Source organism: Pseudodonghicola flavimaris (assembly GCF_030164425.1).
GTDB classification, from domain to species: Bacteria; Pseudomonadota; Alphaproteobacteria; order Rhodobacterales; family Rhodobacteraceae; genus Pseudodonghicola; species Pseudodonghicola flavimaris.
The window spans coordinates 105,469-124,109 of sequence record NZ_JASNJD010000013.1; the positions used below are offsets into that span (position 1 = coordinate 105,469).

The window sequence follows — 18,641 nt, forward strand, 5'->3', positions numbered from 1 at the left end:
GTCGCGGGCGGCCCCTATCTCTCCGACGACGAGGACCGTTTCCGATGACCCGGTTCGTATTGCGGCGGGTGGCCCAGGGGGTGTTCAGCATCCTCGGCGCCTCCGTCATCATCTTCATCATCACCCGGCTCAGCGGCGATCCCGTCGTGCTGATGCTGCCGCCCGAGGCGCCCGAGGCGCTGGTCACTCAGACCCGCGAGCGGCTCGGTCTCGACCTGCCGGTCTGGCAGCAATATCTGATGTTCCTGCGCGACGCCGCGACCGGCGATTTCGGCACCTCCTACCGTTGGGAAATGCCGGTGCGCGAGCTGATCCTGGACCGGTTGCCGGCGACCGTCTACCTGGCCTCGGCGGCGCTGATCTTCTCGCTGATGCTGTCGATCCCCTTCGGGGTGATCAGCGCGGTGCGCCGCGGTTCCTGGTTCGACCGCTTCGCCAAGGGCGTGGCGATGCTGGGGCAGGCGATGCCGAACTTCTGGGTCGGCCTGCTGCTGATCATCGTGTTCGCCATCGGGCTGGAATGGCTGCCGGCCTATGGCGCCGATACCCCGAAACACGTGATCCTGCCGGCCATCGCGCTGGGCTGGTATCCGGTGGCGGCGCAGACCCGCATCGTCCGCTCCGCCATGCTGGATGTGCTCGACAGCGATTACATCCGCATGGGCCGTTCCGTCGGCGTGCCCGAGGGGCTGCTGATCTGGAAATACGCCTTTCGCAATGCCGCGGTGCCGCTGGTCACCATGATGGGGGTTTATTTCGCCTCGATGCTGGGCGGCGCCTTCGTGGTCGAGGTGGTCTTCGCCTGGCCCGGCCTGGGCCGCACCGTGGTCGAGGCGCTGTTTGCCCGTGACTTCCCGGTGGTGCAGGCGGGCGTGCTGTTCGCCGCCGTCATGTTCGTCATCGCCAACCTGCTCGTGGATCTGTCCTACGGGCTCATCGACCCGAGGATCCGCCATGACCGCTGAGCTGACTCCGATGCCCGCGCGCGGGCTGCGCGCGCTGGCGCTCAATCTCTTCGGCACCGGCTTTCCCTGGGTCTCGGGCGGGATCCTGCTGGCGGTGATCCTGCTGGCGATCTTCGGCCCGATGGTTTCGCCCTGGCGGCCCGACGCGCTCGATCTGCGGTCCGCCTTCCAGCCGCCGGCCTGGGCGGCGGGCGGCAGCTGGTCGCATCCGCTGGGCACCGACAACCTCGGTCGCGACATCCTCAGCCGGATCATCGCCGGCACCCGGATCTCCGCCATCGTCGCCTTTTGGGCAATTGTGCTGTCGGGGCTGCTGGGCACGGTGATCGGCATGATCGCGGGCTATTTCGGCGGCTGGACCGATGCGGTGATCATGCGGCTGGTCGACATGCAGCTGTCGATCCCGCCGCTGGCATTGGCGCTGATCCTTGCCGCGGTGCTGGACCCGGGGCTTGAGGCGGTGGTGATCGTCATCGTCGTCACCTACTGGAGCTGGTACGCCCGCATCGTGCGGGGCGAGATCCTTTCGCTGCGCGAACGCGAATATGTGGCGCTGGCACGGATCGCCGGCTGCGGCCCGCTGATCATCTTCGCCCGCCATCTGGCCCCCAATATCGTCAACACCCTGCTGGTCCTGGCAACGCTGCAGGTGGGCCAGGTGATCATCTTCGAAGCCTCGCTCAGCTTTCTCGGCCTCGGCATCCAGACCCCGGACATCTCGTGGGGCGTCATGCTGGCCGATGCGCGCGGCTATATCACCAACGCCTGGTGGGCGATCACCATGCCGGGCGTCGCCATCATGCTGACCTGTCTGGCCTCCAACCTGTTCGGCGACTGGCTGCGCGATGTGCTCGACCCGAAAAGGAAACAGCTATGACCGTGATGGACCGGGTCGACCCGACCCCGGCGCTCGAGGTGCGCCATCTGGTGACCGAACTGAAACTGCGCCGCGGCGCGCTGCGGCCGGTGGACGGGGTCAGCTTCTCCGTTGCGCCGGGGCAGACGCTGGGCATCGTCGGCGAGAGCGGCTCGGGCAAATCGATGACCTGCCTGTCGCTGCTCAGGCTGCTGCCACGTCCGGGCGGGCGGATCGCCGCCGGAGAGGTGATCGTCGGCGGCACCGATCTGACCAAGCTCAGCGAGACGGAATTGGCCCGCGACTGGCGCGGTCGCCGGATCTCCATGGTGACGCAGGACCCGATGTCATCGCTGAACCCGGTCTATACCGTCGGCGATCAGGTCGGGGCGCCGTTGCGCTATCACGGGCTGGCGCATTCCCGGGCCGAGGCGCGGGCGCGGGCCGCCGATGCGCTGGGACGGGTGCGTATCCCGTCGCCGGAGGCGCGGCTCGACGATTTCCCCTATCAGTTCTCCGGTGGCATGCGGCAGCGGGTGGTTTCGGCCATGGCCATCGCCTGCGCGCCCGAGGTGATGATCGCGGATGAGCCGACCTCCAGCCTGGATGTGACGATCCAGGTCAAGATGATGGATCTCTATCGCCAGATTCAGGAGGAAACCGGCGTCGCCATCGTGCTGATCACCCATGACATGGGGGTCGCGGCCTCGATCTGCGACCGGATCGCGGTGATGTACGCCGGTCGCATCGTCGAACAGGGGCCGGCGCGCGCGGTCTTCGAGAACCCGGCGCATCCCTACACCCGGTCGTTGCTGAGCGCGATCCCGCGGCTGGGGGAGAAACGCAAGCGGCTCTATGCGCTGGCGGGGCAGCCGCCGTCGCTGCTGGCGATGCCGAAAGGCTGCCGTTTCGCGCCACGCTGCGCGTTGGCCGACGCGAAGTGCCAGGCCGCTTATCCCGGCGACAGCGATCTGGGATCGGATCACCGCGCCGCCTGCTGGCGGCTGAGCGAAGGAGGCGCGCCCGATGCTGCTTGAAGCGCACGAGCTGAAGAAACACTACGACACCCGCAATGGCGTGGTGAAGGCGGTCGACGGGGTCAGCTTCGCGCTGGAACCGGGCAAGACCTTTGCCCTCGTCGGGGAGAGCGGCTGCGGCAAGAGCACGCTGGCCAAGCTGATGCTGCTGCTGGAAAAGCCGACCTCCGGCGCGGTGCGCTATCGCGGGCAGGAGGTCTCCGGCCTCGGCGGCCGGGCGCTGCGCCAGTTTCGCCGCGAGGTGCAGGCGGTGTTCCAAGACCCCTACGCCTCGCTGAACCCGCGGCTTCGGGTCGGCAAGATCGTGGCCGAACCGATGCTGGCGCAGGGCGACCTGAGTCGGGCGGAGATCGCCAAACGGGTCGAGGAGGCGCTGGAGGTCGTCGGCCTGCACGCCACCGCGGCAAAGCTCTTCCCGCATGAGTTCTCCGGCGGACAGCGGCAGCGGATCGCGGTCGCCCGTGCCCTGGCGGTGCGCCCGGAGGTGGTGATCCTGGACGAGCCGACCTCGGCGCTCGACGTGTCGATCCGGGCGCAGATCCTGAACCTTCTCTCCGACATTCAGGAGGAGTTCGGCCTGTCCTATCTGATCATTGCCCACGATCTCGCCCTGGTGGAGCATTTCAGCCATGCCACCGGCGTGATGTATCTGGGCAATATGGTCGAACAGGGTCCCACCGGCGCCGTCTTCGGCGCGCCCTCGCATCCCTATACCCAGGCGCTGCTGGCCTCGGCGCCGCGGCCGGACCCGGATCACCGGCTGCCCACCGATGTGATCATCGGTGAAATCGGATCGGCGCTGAAGGTGCCGGCGGGCTGCCCATTCCATCCGCGCTGCCCGAAACGTTTCGCGCCCTGCGACAGCGATCCGCCCGAACGCCATGTCACCGCGCCCGGGGCCTGGGCGCGCTGCCACCTTCTGACCGCACAAACCGCCTCTGCCACGCCGGTGACCCGGACCTCCCGGACCCCCGGCGCGGCGGGCGCCGACCCTCTCGAAAGGACTGCACAATGACCGAGACGACGATTTCCCCCGAGACCCAACCGCTGAGCGAGGCCGAGTATCTGGCCCGGGTGCGGGCGGCGCAGGCGGCCAACTGGCCTGCCGGTGTGCCGAGCGAGCCGATCTATCCGCATGGCGAAGCCGGGATCAGCGATTACCTGCGCGCCTGGGCGGCGGTGCAGCCGGACAAGGTGCTCTATAACTTCTATGGCGGCACCATCACTTATGGAGAGATGGACCGGCTGTCGGATCGCTTCGCTGCGCGGCTCGCCGCGGACGGGGTGGCGCCGGGCGACCGGGTGGCGGTTTTCATGGGCAATTGCCCGCAATTCGCCATCGCCTTCTTCGGCATTCTCAAGGCCGGCGCGGTGCATGTCCCAGTTAACCCGATGTTCCGCGAACATGAGCTGATCTACGAGCTCAACGATGCCGATGCGGAGGTGATGGTGGCTGCCGACGTTCTGGTGCCGCTGGTCCAGTCGGTGCGCGACCGGGTGCGGCTGCGCAAGCTCTATGCCACCGGCATGGCCGACTGGGTGCCGAAGACGCCGGCGTTCCATTGCCCGCCCTCGATCGTGTCGCAGCCCGATCAGGCCACAGGCACCGAGGATTTCATCGCCGCGCTGGAGGCCTGCGATGCCCCGGTGCCGCAGATCGCCACCGATCTCGACGCCATGGCGGCGCTGAACTACACCGGCGGCACCACCGGCATGCCCAAGGGCTGCGTCCATACCCAGCGGCACATGATCTACACCGCCGCCACCACCTGCGGCATCGGCACCCAGCTGAGCCCGGAGGATGTGTCGATCTGCTTTCACCCGCTGTTCTGGATCGCGGGGGAGGACATGGGGCTGCTGTTCCCGGTATTCTCCGGCTGCTCCTGCATCCTGCTGGGTCGCTGGGATGTGCTGAGCTTCCTGTCGGCGGTGGACCGGCTGCGGCCCAATCAGGCCGGCATGCTGGTCGATAACGCGGTCGAGGTGATGGATCACCCGGAGGTGGGCAAATACGATCTGACCGCGCTGCAGAAGACCCGGGTGTCCTCCTTCGTCAAGAAGCTGAACCACGATTATCGCACCCGCTGGCGGGAGCTGACCGGCTCGGTGATGGCGGAGGCCGCCTGGGGCATGACCGAGACTCATACCTGCGACACCTTCACCACCGGCTATCAGCAGGGCGACTGGGATCTGGATCAGCAGCCGGTCTTTGTCGGCATGGCCTGCCCGGGAACGGAGTTCAAGATCTGCGATTTCGACAGCGGCGCGCTGAAGCCCCTGGGCGAGGAGGGAGAGATCTGCGTGCGTTCGCCCTCGCTGCTGACTTCCTACTGGAACAAGCCTGAGGCAACCGCAGAGGCCATCCGCGACGGCTGGCTGCATACCGGCGATATCGGTGTGCTGGACCAGATGGGGCTGTTGCACTTCCTCGGCCGTCGCAAGGAGATGCTGAAGGTCAAGGGGATGTCGGTCTTCCCGGCCGAGCTGGAGGCGATGCTGGGGCGTCACCCGGCGATCATCGGCTCCGGCGTGATCGGGCGGCCCGATCCGGACAAGGGCCAGGTGCCGGTGGCCTTCGTCACCCTGGGCGAGGGCAAGCAGGCCACCGCCGCAGAGATCGAGGCCTGGTGCGCCGATGAAATGGCGATCTACAAACGTCCCGAGGTGCGCATCGTCGACGCGCTGCCGATGACGGCGACGGGCAAGGTGAAGAAAGAGGAGCTGGCCCAGCTTCTCTGAGGCCGGCCGCGAGCGGAAAACGACATGAGACAAGATGTGACAAAGATCCTGATCGCCAACCGGGGAGAGATCGCGCTGCGGCTGGCAGAGGCGGTGGTGGAACTGGGAATGGTGCCGGTGGCGGTCTATTCCGAGGACGACAAGGGCGCGCTGCATGTGCGCCGCGCGCAAGAGGCGATCGCGCTGAACGGGCAGGGCGCCCGCGCCTATCTGGATATCGCCGGGATGATTGCGGCGGCGGAACAGGCCGGCGCCCAGGCGATCCACCCGGGCTATGGGTTCCTCAGCGAGAGCGCCGAATTCGCCCGGGCGGTGGCGGCGGCGGGCATGGTCTTCATCGGCCCGAGCCCCGAGGCGCTGGAAGAGCTCGGCGACAAGACCCGCGCCCGGCAGTTGGCGCAGCGGGTTGGTGCGCCGGTGAACCCCGGGCTCGATCAGGCCGCCGATCCGGAAGCCTTCCGCGCCTTCATGCAGGAACTCGGGGGCGATCCGATCGTGCTGAAGGCGGTGGCCGGTGGCGGCGGTCGCGGCATGCGCATTGTGCGCGAGGCGGCGGAGCTTGCCGATGCCTTCGAGGCAGCCAGCGCCGAGGCGGCCGCCGCCTTCGGCAACCCGGCGATCTATGCGGAGCGGTTTCTGGAAAACGCCCGCCATATCGAGGTGCAGGTGCTGGCCGACGGCACCCATGCGGTGCATCTGTGGGAGCGCGACTGCACCCTGCAGCGCCGCCACCAGAAGCTGATCGAAATCGCCCCGGCGCCGGCGCTGGCCCCGGATATGCGCCAGCGGCTGCTGGACAGCGCGGTGGAGATGGCCCGGGCGGTCGGATACTGCGGGCTCGGCACCTTCGAATATCTGGTCGGGGCCGATGGCACCCTGGCCTTCATCGAGGCCAACCCCAGGCTGCAGGTGGAACATACCATCACCGAGGAGATCACCGGCGTCGATCTGGTGCAGGCGCAGATCCGGGTGGTGCTGGGGGCGAGCCTGTTCGAACTGGGGCTGACCCAGGACCAGGTGCCGGCGCCACGCGGCCATGCGGTGCAGTTGCGCGTCAACATGGAGAAGATGGCGGCAGACGGCAGTGCCCTGCCCACCGGCGGCCGGCTGAGCGTTTATGAGGCGCCGGGCGGTCCCGGCGTGCGGGTCGACGGGGCCGGCTTTGCCGGCCTCCGGCCCTCGCCGGCCTTCGATAGCCTGCTGGCCAAGCTGATCGTGCATGCGCCGGGCAGCCTGACCGACACGCTGGCGCGGGCGCGTCGGGCGCTGGGCGCCTTCCGGATCGAGGGGGTGGAGACCAATATCCCCTATCTGATGGCGCTGCTCGATCTTCCGGAATTGGCCAGCGGCAAGGCCCACACCCGGCTGGTGGAGGCGCGCGCCGGCGCGCTGTTCGAGGCGGCCCAGCGGGTGCCGAAACCGGCCACCCACTGCGCCACCTCCGGCAAGAGCGACGATCCCCTGGCGGTGCTGGCCTATGGCCGGGGTACCGGGGGGGACGCGGCACCGGGCCGGGCGCCGGCGGATCTCGGCTCCGGCGTGACCGGGGCGCCGATGCAGGGCACCATCCTGGCGGTCAAGGCCGCGCCGGGAGACACGCTGAGCAGTGGTGGCGCCATTCTGGTGATGGAGGCGATGAAGATGCAGCATACCATTGCGGCGGAAACCGCCGGGCGGCTGCGCGATGTGTTCGTCGCGCCGGGCGATATGGTGGCGCTCGGCGATCCGCTCTTCGCGCTGGAGCCCGACGACAGTGTCGAGGGCGAGACGGTCGAGGCCGAGGCGCTCGACCCCGATCACATCCGTCCCGATCTGGAGGAGCTGATCGCGCGACGTGCTCTGACGCGGGATGCCGCCCGCCCCGAGGCGGTGGCGAAGCGCCATGCCAAGGGTAAGCGCAGCGCGCGGGAGAATATCGCCGATCTCTGCGACGACGACAGCTTCACCGAATACGGCGATCTGGTGATCGCGGCGCAGCGCTCCCGCCGCAGCCTGGACGACCTGATGCGCAATACCCCCGCCGACGGGCTGATCACCGGCATGGGGACGGTGAATGGCGATCTCTTCGATGCGGAGGTCGCGCGTTGCGGGGTGCTGCACTACGATTACACGGTTCTGGCCGGCACCCAGGGCAAGATGAACCACGAAAAGACCGACCGCATGCTGCATGTGATCGAGCGCAACCGCCGGCCGCTGATCTTCTTCTGCGAGGGCGGCGGCGGCCGGCCGGGGGATGTCGACGTGCAGTCGATCTCGGGGCTGCATGTGATGACCTTCAATATGCAGGCGCGGCTGTCCGGGTTGGTGCCGATGGTCGGCATCGGCTCCGGTCGTTGTTTTGCCGGCAATGCGGCGCTGCTGGGCTGCTGCGATGTGGTGATCGCCACCCGGGACGCCACCATCGGCATGGGCGGTCCGGCGATGATCGAGGGCGGCGGGCTCGGCGTGTTTCGCCCCGAGGAGGTGGGCCCGAGCGCGGTGCAGTCGGAAAACGGCGTGATCGACATTCTGGTGGAGGACGAGACCGAGGCGGTCGCCGTCGCCAAACAGTATCTGTCGTACTTCCAGGGGCCGGTGGCGGACTGGCAGGCGCCGGATGCGCGGATGCTGCGCCATGTGGTGCCGGAGAACCGGATGGAGGCCTATGACGTCCATGCCGCGATCGAGGGGATGGCCGATGTCGGATCGGTGCTGGAACTGCGCGCCGGCTTTGCGGCCGGTATGGTCACCGCGCTGATCCGGGTCGAGGGGCGCCCGCTGGGGGTGGTGGCGAACAACCCCAGGCACATGGCCGGGGCCATTGACACCCCAGGTGCCGATAAGGCGGCGCGCTTCCTGCAGCTCTGCGATGCGCATGATCTGCCGGTGGTCTTCCTCTGTGATACCCCGGGGATGATGGTGGGGCCGGAGATCGAGAAGACCGCGCTGGTGCGCCATTGCTCGCGGCTCTTCGTGATCGGCTCGAACCTCGAGGTGCCGACCTGCACCTTCGTTCTGCGCAAGGCCTATGGGCTCGGGGCGCAGGCGATGGCCGGTGGCTCGTTCCGGGCACCCAACTTCGTGGTGTCCTGGCCCACCGGGGAATTCGGTGGCATGGGGCTGGAGGGGGCGGTGAAGCTCGGCTACCGCAAGGAGCTGGAGGCAGTCGCCGACCCGGAGGAGCGCAAGGCGCTCTACGACAAGATGGTGGCGCATATGTACGAACGCGGCAAGGCGCTCAGCACCGCGACGATGTTCGAGATCGACACCGTGATCGACCCGGCCGAAACCCGGGTCTGGATCGGCATGATGCTGGAGAGCGCGCCGCCGCGGGTGCCGCGGGCGGGCAAGAAACGTCCCTGGGTCGATACCTGGTAAGGCACAACCTTTGGGGGCAGGGGGCTGCGGCGCCTTGCCCCATCGGCGTTAGCGGCATCTTCATCTTCTGTAGCGAGGGTCAGGCGGCAGCCTGCGGTGACCGGGCCCGATCCCGTTCCGGAGAGGGGGCGTTCGGGGCCGCTGCCGCCAACCGCCCGTTCCGAATGCCTGGAGATGCCCATGCCGCCCCTGTCCCGTCTGCTCCTCCCGCTCCTCTGCGTCGGGCTTTGGCTGACGGCCTGCGGACGGGCGCCGGAGATGATCGGCGTCGACGACCGTCGCGACCCGGCGCTGAGCGTGCCGGAGGTCACCCGCCACAAGGTTTTCATCACCACCACCCGGGCGCCGTCGCCGGCGCGCGGGGTGTTCTTCTCGGGCAAGCGCGCGTCGGAACTGGCACTCGCCTCGGTGGAGGTGACGGTGCCGCCCGATCATGTCGCCGGCGAGGTGGAGCGGCCGCACCGTCTGCCGCCGAAGCCGCGACACCAGTTCGCCGTGGTCGATCCGCAGGTCTACGGGGCGGAGACGGAATTCCTGCGCGCGATCAATGCGGAACTGGCGCGCCGGCCCCCCGAAGACCGCAACATCCTGTTCTTCATCCACGGCTATAACATCACCATGACCGATGCGGTGCTGCGGGTGGGGCAGTTCGTGCAGGACTCCGGCTTTACCGGTGTGCCAGTGGTGTTCTCCTGGGCCTCCGCCGGGCGCCGGACCCATTATGTCTATGACATCAACAGCACCCTGGCCGCCCGCCCGCTGGTCGAGGAGGCCTCGAACATCCTCAGCCGCAGCACCGCCAACGGCTTCGACGTCTTCGCCCATTCGATGGGGGGCTTTCTGCTGATGGAGGTGATGGTGCAGTCGGCGCTGGCCGATACTCTGGATCAGACCGGCAAGCTCAACAACATCATGCTGGCGGCGCCGGATATCGACCTGGACGTGTTCCGCACCCAGCTGGGCCAGATCGACAGCAAACGCGGCAATCTCTATGTCCTGGTCTCTCAGGACGATTTCGCGCTGCGGCTGTCGCGCCGGGTGTCGGGCGGGGTCATGCGGCTGGGGGCGGCGGACGCCATGACGCTGGAGGGGCTCGGGGTCAGCGTCATCGACCTGAGCCGGATCCACGATTCGGATTCCGGCACCCACCGCAAGTTCGCCGGCTCCCCCGAAGTGGTGCAGCTGATCGGCCGCACCCTGGCCAGGCACAACTACGATCGTCCGCCGCGCACCCCGGGCACGCTGGAGGTGCTGGAAGGGGTGCCGGTCCTACGTGATCTGATCCCGGACGGAGAATGAAAAACATCGGATTTTTCATCGCCACATTTGTTGACAGAAATACTAAGTCTCCCTAAGGTCGCGCCAGTTGCATGCAGCAAGCGTCCCGCCAGTCAGCGTGCTTTTCCGACCGTATGACTGACAGGGACACCCATGGTTCAGACACTTACCATCGACGCTTCCGCGCTGAGCGGCGGCTTCAACTCTCGCACCTACATCAGCGATTACTTCGCCGCGCTGGGCGCCTCCGGTTCGAAGGATTTCTACGGCGGCGAGCCGGATTCGGCCTTCGGCGGCACCTACTACATGAACGGCTCGCAGATCGTCTTCAGCTATGAGGACGGTGCCGGGGACGCGGTTGCCGCGACCGTCATCGCTGGCGGCGACGGTCTGGCCTATGACTTCATCCACCATGGCTCCTCCTACGGGCATGGCATCACCGGCGAGCTCGACGCGCTGACCTTCGGCGACTGGGTCGAGGGCGTGACCGGTGGCACCCAGGGGATCGGCGAAGACGGCCAGGTCACCGGCCTCGATACCGGTCTGGTGATCGAGGGGCTGGGGCTGAGCGCGGAGCCGGGCGCCGGCAATACCGAGAGCAATCTGGTCTACACCCTCTATACCGCGCTGGGGGAGCTGGACGCCGATACGCTGACCGATCTGTTCGCGGGCTATGCGCTCGACATGACCGGCACGGTCGGGAACGACCGGCTGTTCGGCGGCGACTACGACGATACGCTGACCGGCCTCGCGGGCAATGACGTGATCCGCGGCTTTGCCGGCGAGGATCTGATCCTGGGCGGTCGCGGCGACGACAGGCTGATGGGCGGAAAGGGGGCCGATACCCTCTATGGTGGCGCCGGCGATGACGAGCTGAATGGCGGCGCCGGACGCGACATGCTGATCGGCGGGACGGGCGACGATGTGCTGATCGGTGCCAAGGGCGTCGATACCCTGACCGGCGGCGCGGGTGAGGATACCTTCGTGATCTCTGCCGTCAGCAAGAAGGACATCATCACCGATTTCACCCTGGATGAGGATGTCATCGACGTGAGCGCGCTGGATGTCAGCTCGGTTGACGATTTCACCCTGCGGGACACCGATCACAGCGTCGTGCTGGTCGCGGATGGGGTGAAGATCGAACTGCTCGACTTCACCGCCGATCAGATCAACGACGACATGTTCCTGTTCTGACCGGGACCAACCGGCCCGGGCGGCGGCGAAATGCCGTGGCCCGGGCGGCTGTCTGCCTCTCCCTTCTTCGCTTGCCTGCCTGAGGACTTCGATGTCGTCTGACCTGCGCACCGCCCTGGCGGTTTCCGGCCTCTTTCTCATGCCCGGCGCCCTCGGCGCCCAGGAGCTGATCGCGCTCGACGAAATCGTTGTCGAGACCGAGGCGCCGAGTGCCGATCTGGCGACAGCGTCGGAGACCACGGTGGATGCCGAGCAGCTGCAGACCGAATTCCAGGGCGCCAGTCTGGACACCGTGCTGCGCAGCATGGCGGGGGTCACCACCGAGGGCGAAGGCGGCGAGATGGCGGTGAACATCCGCGGGCTGCAGGATCACGGCCGGGTGGCGGTGACCATCGATGGCATGCGGCAGAATTTCGCCCGCTCCGGTCACGGCGCGAACGGCACGTTTTCGGTCGATGAGGAAATGCTGCGCGAGGTCAGCGTCACCCGCGGTGCCGGTGCCAAGTCCGGGGCGATCGCCGGCGCGGTGGAGCTGCGCCGGGTCACCGCCGAGGATATCCTGAAAGACGGCGCCAGGACCGGCGGCGACCTGCGGCTGCGCTACGGCACGCTGAGCGAGAGCCCGACCGTGCATGGGGCGCTGGCTGCCCGGCTGAGCCAGACGGTCGATATCATGCTGGCGGCGACCCACAAGGAAGAGAGCGATTACACCGCCCCCGATGGCACCCGCGTCTATGCCTGGCAGCAGAGCCGGAGCCTGCTGGGCACCCTCGGGGTCAATACCGACAACGGCCAGCGCTTCACCCTCAGCCTCGACCGGACCGACAAGGATTTCCTGTCTGGTGTCGCCAGCGGCTATCCGCGCGACAACGATATGCGCAGCCGCAGCCTGCGTTTCGGTTACGAGGCGGAGGATATTCTGGGCTGGCGGGTCGAGGGCAGCCTGTATCGCACCGAAACCCGGCTGCAGCAGGCGACGCTGGACGCCACCACGCTGGCGGCCACGGGGGTCGGGCGCAGCTATGACACCGCGACCAACGGGCTTTTGCTGACGGCGCAGAACTACCTGATGATTGCTGGGCGCGAACACGATGTGACCCTGACGCTGGAGGGGTTTCGCGACAGCGCCGATGTCGATGATCCCAGCGGCAGCCTGACCCCGTCGGGCGCGCGAGAGATCTGGTCACTGGCCGCGGTGGACCGGATCGCCCTGGGCGCCGGCACCCTGACGCTGGGTCTCTCGGCCGACAGCTACCGACTCGACAGCGAACAGGGCCGGGCCTCCGGCGCGGCTCTGTCGCCGCGCATCGCGCTGGAGCTGCCGCTGGGGGCGTCATTCACCCTGCATGCCGCCGCCGCCATGGCCTATCGGCCGCCGTCGCTGAACGAAACTCTGGTCTCGGGCATGCATCCGGAGCCGGCGGATTTCCAGATCGAACCGAACCCCGATCTGGACCCGGAGAAATCCCGGTCGGTCGAACTCGGCCTCAGCTACGCGCGGCGGGACCTTCTGACCCAGGGCGACCGCCTGGATCTGCGCGCCACGATCTATCGCAACACGGTGGACGATTACATCGGGCTGGAACGGGTCGGCGGGTTGTTCGACAGCTATTACCAGTATGGCAATATCGACAAGGTCCGCATCGACGGGCTCGAGATCGAGGCGCGCTACGACGCCGGCCAGCTCTTCGCCGGGCTGGCGGCGCAGCTGATCGACGGCACCGACCGCAGCACCGGAGAGGAACTGGACCGCACCGCGCCGGATCGGCTGGTGATGACGCTGGGGCTGCGCAGCGCCGACCTGCGCCGCGAGGCCGGCACCCGGATCACCGTCAGCGGCAGCAAGACCGGCAGTTCGCTGACCTATGGCGCCTGGCGCACCGTCGATCTGTTCTTCCGTCAGGAGATCACCGACGCCGCCGAATTCGGCCTGACGCTGAACAACATCTTCGACCAGAGCTACACCCCCCATCTCGATACCCAGCCGCAGCCGGGGTTCAACGCACAGGCGTCGCTGATCCTCCGGTTCTGACCGGCACGGCGCCCAGGAAAGGACATGACATGACAATGACCATCACGCTGGCCGGCGATGGCGTGGACTTCAACGCCGCGCTGGAGGCCTTTTTCGACGATTTCGCCCCCTATGAACTGCCGCTGTTCCTGCCGGAGACCGGCGACAGCCAGCAGATCGTGCATCTGGATACCCCGACCCCCGGCGCCGAGGCCGAAACCCGCACGGTGGTGCTGGGCGGCGAGGATTTCGGCTATACCATGTCCAACCACTCGGTCAGCGGCACCATCGAGACCATCATGCTGGGGACGCTGGGTTCGGCCTATGACGCCGAAGCCGGCGATCTGGTGGTGGATGAGACCGGCCTCGTCGCCATCGACGCGCTGATCACCTTCTCCGATCTCGATGTCGAAAACGCCGCCGGGGTGAAGGGCGAGGTGCATGAGATCGTCAAGGGGCTGATGGGCGGCGGCCTGGACGGCTCCACGGTCGATACCGGCCCGCTGCTGGACCTGGTCTGGGGCGAGGGGCATGACCTCTATGCCACCGCCGGCGACGACAGCTATTCCGGCACCCGGTTCGACGACACCGTGCGCGGATATGCCGGCGACGACGTGATCCGGGGCAATGGCGGCGACGATACCCTGCTGGGCGGCGCCGGCAATGACACGCTGCTGGGGGGCAACGGCAGCGATACGCTCAATGGCGGTGCCGGGCGCGACACGCTGGCGGGCGGGGCTGGCAAGGACCGGTTGATTGGCGGCGGCGGCAACGACCAGTTGAACGGCGGCGGTGGCAAGGACGTCCTGTCGGGCAAGGGCGGCGCCGATATCCTGCTGGGCGGCGGCGGCAATGATCGGCTGAACGGCGGAGCGGGCGCCGACACGCTCGATGGTGGCAAGGGGGCGGACAGGCTGACCGGCGGCGCCGGGGCCGATACCTTCGTCTTCGCGGCGGCGAAACAGGCCGATGGCGATGTGATCACCGACTTCAGCAGCAGGCAGGGCGATGTGATCGATCTCTCCGGCATCGACTCGGACAGCAACAGCGCCGGGGATCAGGCCTTCACCCTGATTGGTGACAGCGATTTCTCCGGCAGCGCCGGCGAGCTGCGGGCCTGGGAGAGCGGTGGAAAGACGCTGATCGCCGGCGACACCGACGGCGACGGCCTGGCCGATTTCCAGATCACGCTGCTGGGCGGCGTCGATCTGGACGCCGGCGACTTCCTGTTCTGAGCCGACCTGGCCCCGCAACACAGAGCAGTGCGCCGCGCCGGTGGGTAGGGCGCACCGCCCCGGGGTCAGTCCAGCGCCAGGATACGGGTCACGATGGCGTCGTGATCCGACAGCGGCCGCCCCTCCGGATCGAGCGAGGAGCGGATTTCGACCTCTGCCAGTTGCAGGCCCCGGGCCAGGAACCAGTCCAGCTTCATCGCCCGCTCGGGCCAACGGGTGATCAGGCTGGGCCGCGTGGTCGGCTGATCCTCCGGCCCGCCATGGACGTGGAAACCGGCCGCGCGCGCCACATCGAACAGCCCTTCGGCCCGCCAGTCGCCGCCATTGTGGTTGCCGGTGTTCAGATCGCCGCCGATCAGCACCGGCAGGCCGGGAAACTCCGCGTCGATCGCCGCGATCAGCCCGGCGACCTGACGTTCGCGATGCGCCGGGCCGCAGGCGCTTTCCAGATGGGTGGAGACGGCGAGGAGCGGGCCCGCCTCGGTCTCCACCGTGGCGCCTACGGCGATCCGCTCGCCCAGACGCGGCTGTTCGGCATCGAAGAACCATTGCCGCTTGCCCCAGAGCCGCAGTGCGAAAGGATCGCGCAGCGTGGATTTGGCCATCAGCCCGTTGCCGTGGAAGCCAAGCGCGTTGTGGTCGTCGGTGCAGAACTGCAGCTCGATGGGCGAGCCGAGGCCGAGCTCCAGGAACTCAACCGCATAGGCATAGGACATCCGCTGCGCGCCGGCGATCTCGGCGGTGGTGTTGCGCTGGCCGCTGCGGGCCATGCCGTTGTCCATCTCGGACAAGAGCAGCAGATCGCAATCGGCGACATGGGCGGCAGAGGCGGCGGGAAACAGGCAGCGTTCCAGGTTCCAGGCCCCCACCGTCAGCGGCAGGGGCAGGGGGGCGTCGGTGGCCGCGCCGCCGGTCTCGATCTGGGTCATCGCCGCGACCTGCGCCATATGGGCGTCATGCGCGGCGCCGTCGCGCGGCAGATCGCGGAGTGCCAGGTCAGCGGGCGTCGGCGCGGGCAGCATCGCCGTGGTGGTGCGGATCATCGAACCGGTGCCGCCGCCGCGGCGGGCCGCCGGATCGGGATGCGCCGGCCGCTGGCGGCGTCGAACAGATGCAGCCGCGTCGGATCGGCGGCGACGTGAACCGTCTGGCCGGGGGCCTCGGCGCCGGTGTCGATCACCGCCAATGTCTGGTCGCCGACCATGCCGTGCAGGATGCGATGGGCGCCCAGCTCCTCGACGTATTCGACCCGCATCGGCACCCCGCCGGTGGTGACCAGCCGCAGATCCTCGGCCCGCAGCCCCAGCGTCACCGGACCGGCGGCATGGGAGACCGGCGCGATCGCATGGCCTTCCAGCATCACCTGGCCGCCCTCGATCCGGGCGTCCATCAGGCTCATCGCCGGAGAGCCGATGAAGGCCGCCACGAAGGTCGAGGCCGGGTTGCGGTACACCTCAAGCGGCGCTCCGATCTGTTCCACCTGGCCGCCGTTCAGCACCACCAGACGGTCGGCCAGCGTCATCGCCTCCAGCTGGTCATGGGTGACATAGAGCGAGGTGGTGCCAAGCCGTTGCTGCAGCTTGCGGATCTCCATCCGCATCGACACCCGCAGCTTGGCGTCCAGGTTCGACAGCGGTTCGTCGAACAGGAAGGCGGCGGGCTGGCGCACGATGGCGCGGCCCATGGCGACGCGCTGCCGCTGACCGCCGGACAGGGCGCGCGGTTTGCGGTCGAGGTATTGGCCCAGTTCCAGCATGCGGGCGGCTTCGGCCACGCGCTCGGCGATCTCGGCCTTGGGGGTGCCGCGGTTCTTCAGCCCGTAGGCCATGTTATCGCGCACGCTCATATGCGGGTAGAGCGCGTAGTTCTGGAACACCATGGCGATGTCGCGCTCTGCCGGATCCAGCTGGTTGACCCGTCGGTCGCCGATGTGGATGTCGCCGTCGGTCACCGTTTCCAGCCCGGCGACCATGCGCAGCAGCGTGGACTTGCCGCAGCCGGAGGGGCCGACCAGCACGATGAATTCGCCATCGGCGATGTCGATATCCACACCGGAGACCGCCTGGACGCCGCCGGCATAGGTCTTGCCGACACCTTTGAGGGTAAGCTGTGCCATCACTTGTCGCTTTCTGTCAGGCCCTTGATGAACATGCGCTGGAAGATCACCACCACGGCAACGGGCGGGACCATCGCCAGCACCGCAAGGGCGAAGGCTTCGTTGTAATCGGGGATCTGGCTGCCGACCCAGACCTGCAGGATCGACTTGATGCCGCGCATGAGGGTGTAGAACCCTTCGTCCGTGGTCATCAGCAGCGGCCAGAGGTACTGGTTCCAGCCGTAGATGAACATGATGATGAAGATCGCCGCCATCATCGTTTTCGACATCGGCACCAGCACGTCGATGAAGAATTTGAACGGGCCGGCGCCATCGATGCGGGCGGCCTCCAGCAGCTCGTCGGGGACGGATTTGAAGAACTGGCGGAAAAAGAACGTGCCGGTGGCCGAGGCCAGCAGCGGCACGATCAGCCCGGTATAGCTGTTCAGGAGATGCAGCGTGCTCATCACCTGGTAGGAGGGCATGATGCGCACCTCCAACGGCAGCAGGAGCGTGGCGAAGATCATCCAGAACAGCGCCGTGGCGAAGCGGAAGCGGAAATAGACCAGCGCATAGGCGGCCATCATCGACAGCACGATCTTGCCGATGGCGAAGCCGAACCCCATGATCAGCGAGTTCTTCAGCATCAGCAGCCCGGTGACATCGCCGGTAAAGCCGCCGCGATGGGTCAGCACCTTGGCATAGGTCGCCGGCCCGTTGCTGCCCGGGGTGACATAGAGCCCGTTGGAATGGATATCGACGCCGGTATGGGTCGAGGACATCAGCGCCATCACCACCGGCACGCAGAGAAACAGCGCGCCGAGGATCAGGATCAGGTGGTCGAAGGGTTTGATCTTCTGCATGGTCTCACCCGTAATGAACGCGGCGTTCGAGAAAGCGGAACTGCAGCACCGTCAGCACCGCGACGACGATCATCAGGATCACCGACTGGGCTGAGGACCCGCCGATATCGTTGCCTTTGAACCCGTCCAGATAGACCTTGTAGACCAGCGTCATCGGGTTGTTGGCGGGCTTGTCCTTCACGATCACGTCGATGATCGGGAATGTGTCGAACATCGTGTAGGTGATGTTGATGATCAGCAGGAAGAAGGCGGTCGGCGCCAGGAGCGGCAGGGTCACGTCACGGAACCGCCGCCAGCCCGATTTCGCGTCAATCAGCGCCGCCTCGCGGACCGAGACGGGGACCGACTGCAGCCCGGAGAGGAAGAAGATGAAGTTGTAGGGGATCTGCTTCCACACCGCGATGACGATCAGCGCGGTGGCGGTATCCCAGTAGTTGATCCCGACCTTCAGCTCATAGCCGAACAGCGCGGCGAGCTTGGTGAAGGGCCCCATGTGCATGTCGAAGAACATCATGCCGATCAGCCCGGCCACCGGCGGCGCGATGGCATAGACCGAGATCAGCAGCGTCTTGTAGGTCTCCGCGCCGCGGATCACCTTGTCGGCCTTGACCGCCAGCAACAGCCCGAACCCCAGCGCCAGCGCGGTCACCAGCACGCAGAAAAACGCGGTGAAGGCGGCGGTGGAGAGATATTCCGAACTGTTGAGCGCGTCGGCGTAATTCTCCATCCCCACGAAGGTGGCGCCGAAGCCGAAGGGGTCCTCGATGTAGAAAGACGAGGTCACGGCCTGCACCGAGGGCCAGTAGAAGAAGATCACCACCACCGCGAGCTGCGGCAGCACGAACAGCCACGGCGTCAGTTGCTGGTCGAATTGCACCCGTTTCACGGGGGTGGCGGTCTCACCGGACCACCAGGCGCGGAGCCGGTGGAGGATCTTCGGATCCGACCCGGTCGATGAAAGGGGCGTATCGGTCACCTGTTCTGTCCTGTTCGCGGGGCGGTGCCGGCGCG

Annotated in this window: 14 protein-coding genes; 10 read left to right on the forward strand and 4 right to left on the reverse strand. The window is 67.3% G+C overall.

From position 1 onward, the window contains the following. The first annotated feature begins 44 nt into the window (after positions 1-44). The 10 genes from QO033_RS16625 (at position 45) to QO033_RS16670 (ending at position 14,672) form a co-directional block, all read left to right on the forward strand. Entirely contained in the window at positions 45-965 is a 921-nt protein-coding gene (locus tag QO033_RS16625; protein WP_284482102.1) for an ABC transporter permease, read from the forward strand. Further along, complete coding sequence (locus QO033_RS16630; RefSeq protein WP_284482103.1) at positions 955-1,842, forward strand: ABC transporter permease; 888 nt, start codon at positions 955-957, stop codon at positions 1,840-1,842. The genes QO033_RS16625 and QO033_RS16630 overlap by 11 nt, the downstream gene beginning before the upstream one ends. Further along, positions 1,839-2,858: an ABC transporter ATP-binding protein gene (locus tag QO033_RS16635; protein ID WP_284482104.1), complete on the forward strand. Its 1,020-nt coding sequence runs from the start codon at positions 1,839-1,841 to the stop codon at positions 2,856-2,858. Before QO033_RS16630 ends, QO033_RS16635 begins: the two co-directional genes overlap by 4 nt. Next, on the forward strand, positions 2,848-3,873 hold the full coding sequence (locus tag QO033_RS16640) for an ABC transporter ATP-binding protein (RefSeq protein ID WP_284482105.1): 1,026 nt from the start codon (positions 2,848-2,850) through the stop codon (positions 3,871-3,873). The genes QO033_RS16635 and QO033_RS16640 overlap by 11 nt, the downstream gene beginning before the upstream one ends. Next, positions 3,870-5,597 carry an AMP-binding protein gene (locus QO033_RS16645; RefSeq protein WP_284482106.1) on the forward strand — a complete coding sequence of 576 codons (1,728 nt, stop codon included), beginning with the start codon at positions 3,870-3,872 and terminating at the stop codon, positions 5,595-5,597. The genes QO033_RS16640 and QO033_RS16645 overlap by 4 nt, the downstream gene beginning before the upstream one ends. A 24-nt stretch (positions 5,598-5,621) precedes the next feature. Then, on the forward strand, positions 5,622-8,954 hold the full coding sequence (locus QO033_RS16650) for an acetyl-CoA carboxylase family protein (RefSeq protein WP_284482107.1): 3,333 nt from the start codon (positions 5,622-5,624) through the stop codon (positions 8,952-8,954). Between the two features lie 180 nt (positions 8,955-9,134). Next, positions 9,135-10,253 (forward strand): alpha/beta hydrolase, encoded by a 1,119-nt coding sequence (locus tag QO033_RS16655; protein WP_284482108.1) that lies wholly within the window; start codon positions 9,135-9,137, stop codon positions 10,251-10,253. 132 nt (positions 10,254-10,385) lie between these two features. Beyond that, complete coding sequence (locus QO033_RS16660; RefSeq protein ID WP_284482109.1) at positions 10,386-11,426, forward strand: calcium-binding protein; 1,041 nt, start codon at positions 10,386-10,388, stop codon at positions 11,424-11,426. Between the two features lie 91 nt (positions 11,427-11,517). Beyond that, on the forward strand, positions 11,518-13,458 hold the full coding sequence (locus QO033_RS16665; RefSeq protein ID WP_284482110.1) for a TonB-dependent receptor domain-containing protein: 1,941 nt from the start codon (positions 11,518-11,520) through the stop codon (positions 13,456-13,458). Between the two features lie 29 nt (positions 13,459-13,487). Beyond that, entirely contained in the window at positions 13,488-14,672 is a 1,185-nt protein-coding gene (locus QO033_RS16670) for a calcium-binding protein (protein WP_284482111.1), read from the forward strand. 65 nt (positions 14,673-14,737) lie between these two features. On the opposite strand, the gene QO033_RS16675 is transcribed toward QO033_RS16670, so the two are convergent. Genes QO033_RS16675 through QO033_RS16690 form a run of 4 tightly spaced genes read right to left on the reverse strand, consistent with a single transcriptional unit; the run spans position 14,738 to position 18,516 of the window. Next, complete coding sequence (locus QO033_RS16675) at positions 14,738-15,715, reverse strand: endonuclease/exonuclease/phosphatase family protein (RefSeq protein ID WP_284482112.1); 978 nt, start codon at positions 15,713-15,715, stop codon at positions 14,738-14,740. Then, complete coding sequence (locus QO033_RS16680) at positions 15,712-16,788, reverse strand: sn-glycerol-3-phosphate import ATP-binding protein UgpC (protein ID WP_284482113.1); 1,077 nt, start codon at positions 16,786-16,788, stop codon at positions 15,712-15,714. Before QO033_RS16680 ends, QO033_RS16675 begins: the two co-directional genes overlap by 4 nt. After that, positions 16,788-17,630, reverse strand: coding sequence for an ABC transporter permease subunit (locus QO033_RS16685; RefSeq protein WP_284482114.1), 843 nt, complete (start codon positions 17,628-17,630; stop codon positions 16,788-16,790). The genes QO033_RS16680 and QO033_RS16685 overlap by 1 nt, the downstream gene beginning before the upstream one ends. Before the next feature lie 4 nt (positions 17,631-17,634). Continuing rightward, entirely contained in the window at positions 17,635-18,516 is an 882-nt protein-coding gene (locus QO033_RS16690) for an ABC transporter permease subunit (protein ID WP_407682126.1), read from the reverse strand. Positions 18,517-18,641: the final 125 nt, after the last annotated feature.

What these genes read in the sequence shown, in the direction of transcription:
- QO033_RS16625 (WP_284482102.1), top strand. Translation starts at nt 45, where the DNA reads ATGACCCGGTTCGTATTGCGGCGGGTGGCCCAGGGGGTGTTCAGCATC.
- QO033_RS16630 (WP_284482103.1), top strand. Translation starts at nt 955, where the DNA reads ATGACCGCTGAGCTGACTCCGATGCCCGCGCGCGGGCTGCGCGCGCTG.
- QO033_RS16635 (WP_284482104.1), top strand. Translation starts at nt 1,839, where the DNA reads ATGACCGTGATGGACCGGGTCGACCCGACCCCGGCGCTCGAGGTGCGC.
- QO033_RS16640 (WP_284482105.1), top strand. Translation starts at nt 2,848, where the DNA reads ATGCTGCTTGAAGCGCACGAGCTGAAGAAACACTACGACACCCGCAAT.
- QO033_RS16645 (WP_284482106.1), top strand. Translation starts at nt 3,870, where the DNA reads ATGACCGAGACGACGATTTCCCCCGAGACCCAACCGCTGAGCGAGGCC.
- QO033_RS16650 (WP_284482107.1), top strand. Translation starts at nt 5,622, where the DNA reads ATGAGACAAGATGTGACAAAGATCCTGATCGCCAACCGGGGAGAGATC.
- QO033_RS16655 (WP_284482108.1), top strand. Translation starts at nt 9,135, where the DNA reads ATGCCGCCCCTGTCCCGTCTGCTCCTCCCGCTCCTCTGCGTCGGGCTT.
- QO033_RS16660 (WP_284482109.1), top strand. Translation starts at nt 10,386, where the DNA reads ATGGTTCAGACACTTACCATCGACGCTTCCGCGCTGAGCGGCGGCTTC.
- QO033_RS16665 (WP_284482110.1), top strand. Translation starts at nt 11,518, where the DNA reads ATGTCGTCTGACCTGCGCACCGCCCTGGCGGTTTCCGGCCTCTTTCTC.
- QO033_RS16670 (WP_284482111.1), top strand. Translation starts at nt 13,488, where the DNA reads ATGACAATGACCATCACGCTGGCCGGCGATGGCGTGGACTTCAACGCC.
- QO033_RS16675 (WP_284482112.1), bottom strand. Translation starts at nt 15,715, where the DNA reads ATGATCCGCACCACCACGGCGATGCTGCCCGCGCCGACGCCCGCTGAC.
- QO033_RS16680 (WP_284482113.1), bottom strand. Translation starts at nt 16,788, where the DNA reads ATGGCACAGCTTACCCTCAAAGGTGTCGGCAAGACCTATGCCGGCGGC.
- QO033_RS16685 (WP_284482114.1), bottom strand. Translation starts at nt 17,630, where the DNA reads ATGCAGAAGATCAAACCCTTCGACCACCTGATCCTGATCCTCGGCGCG.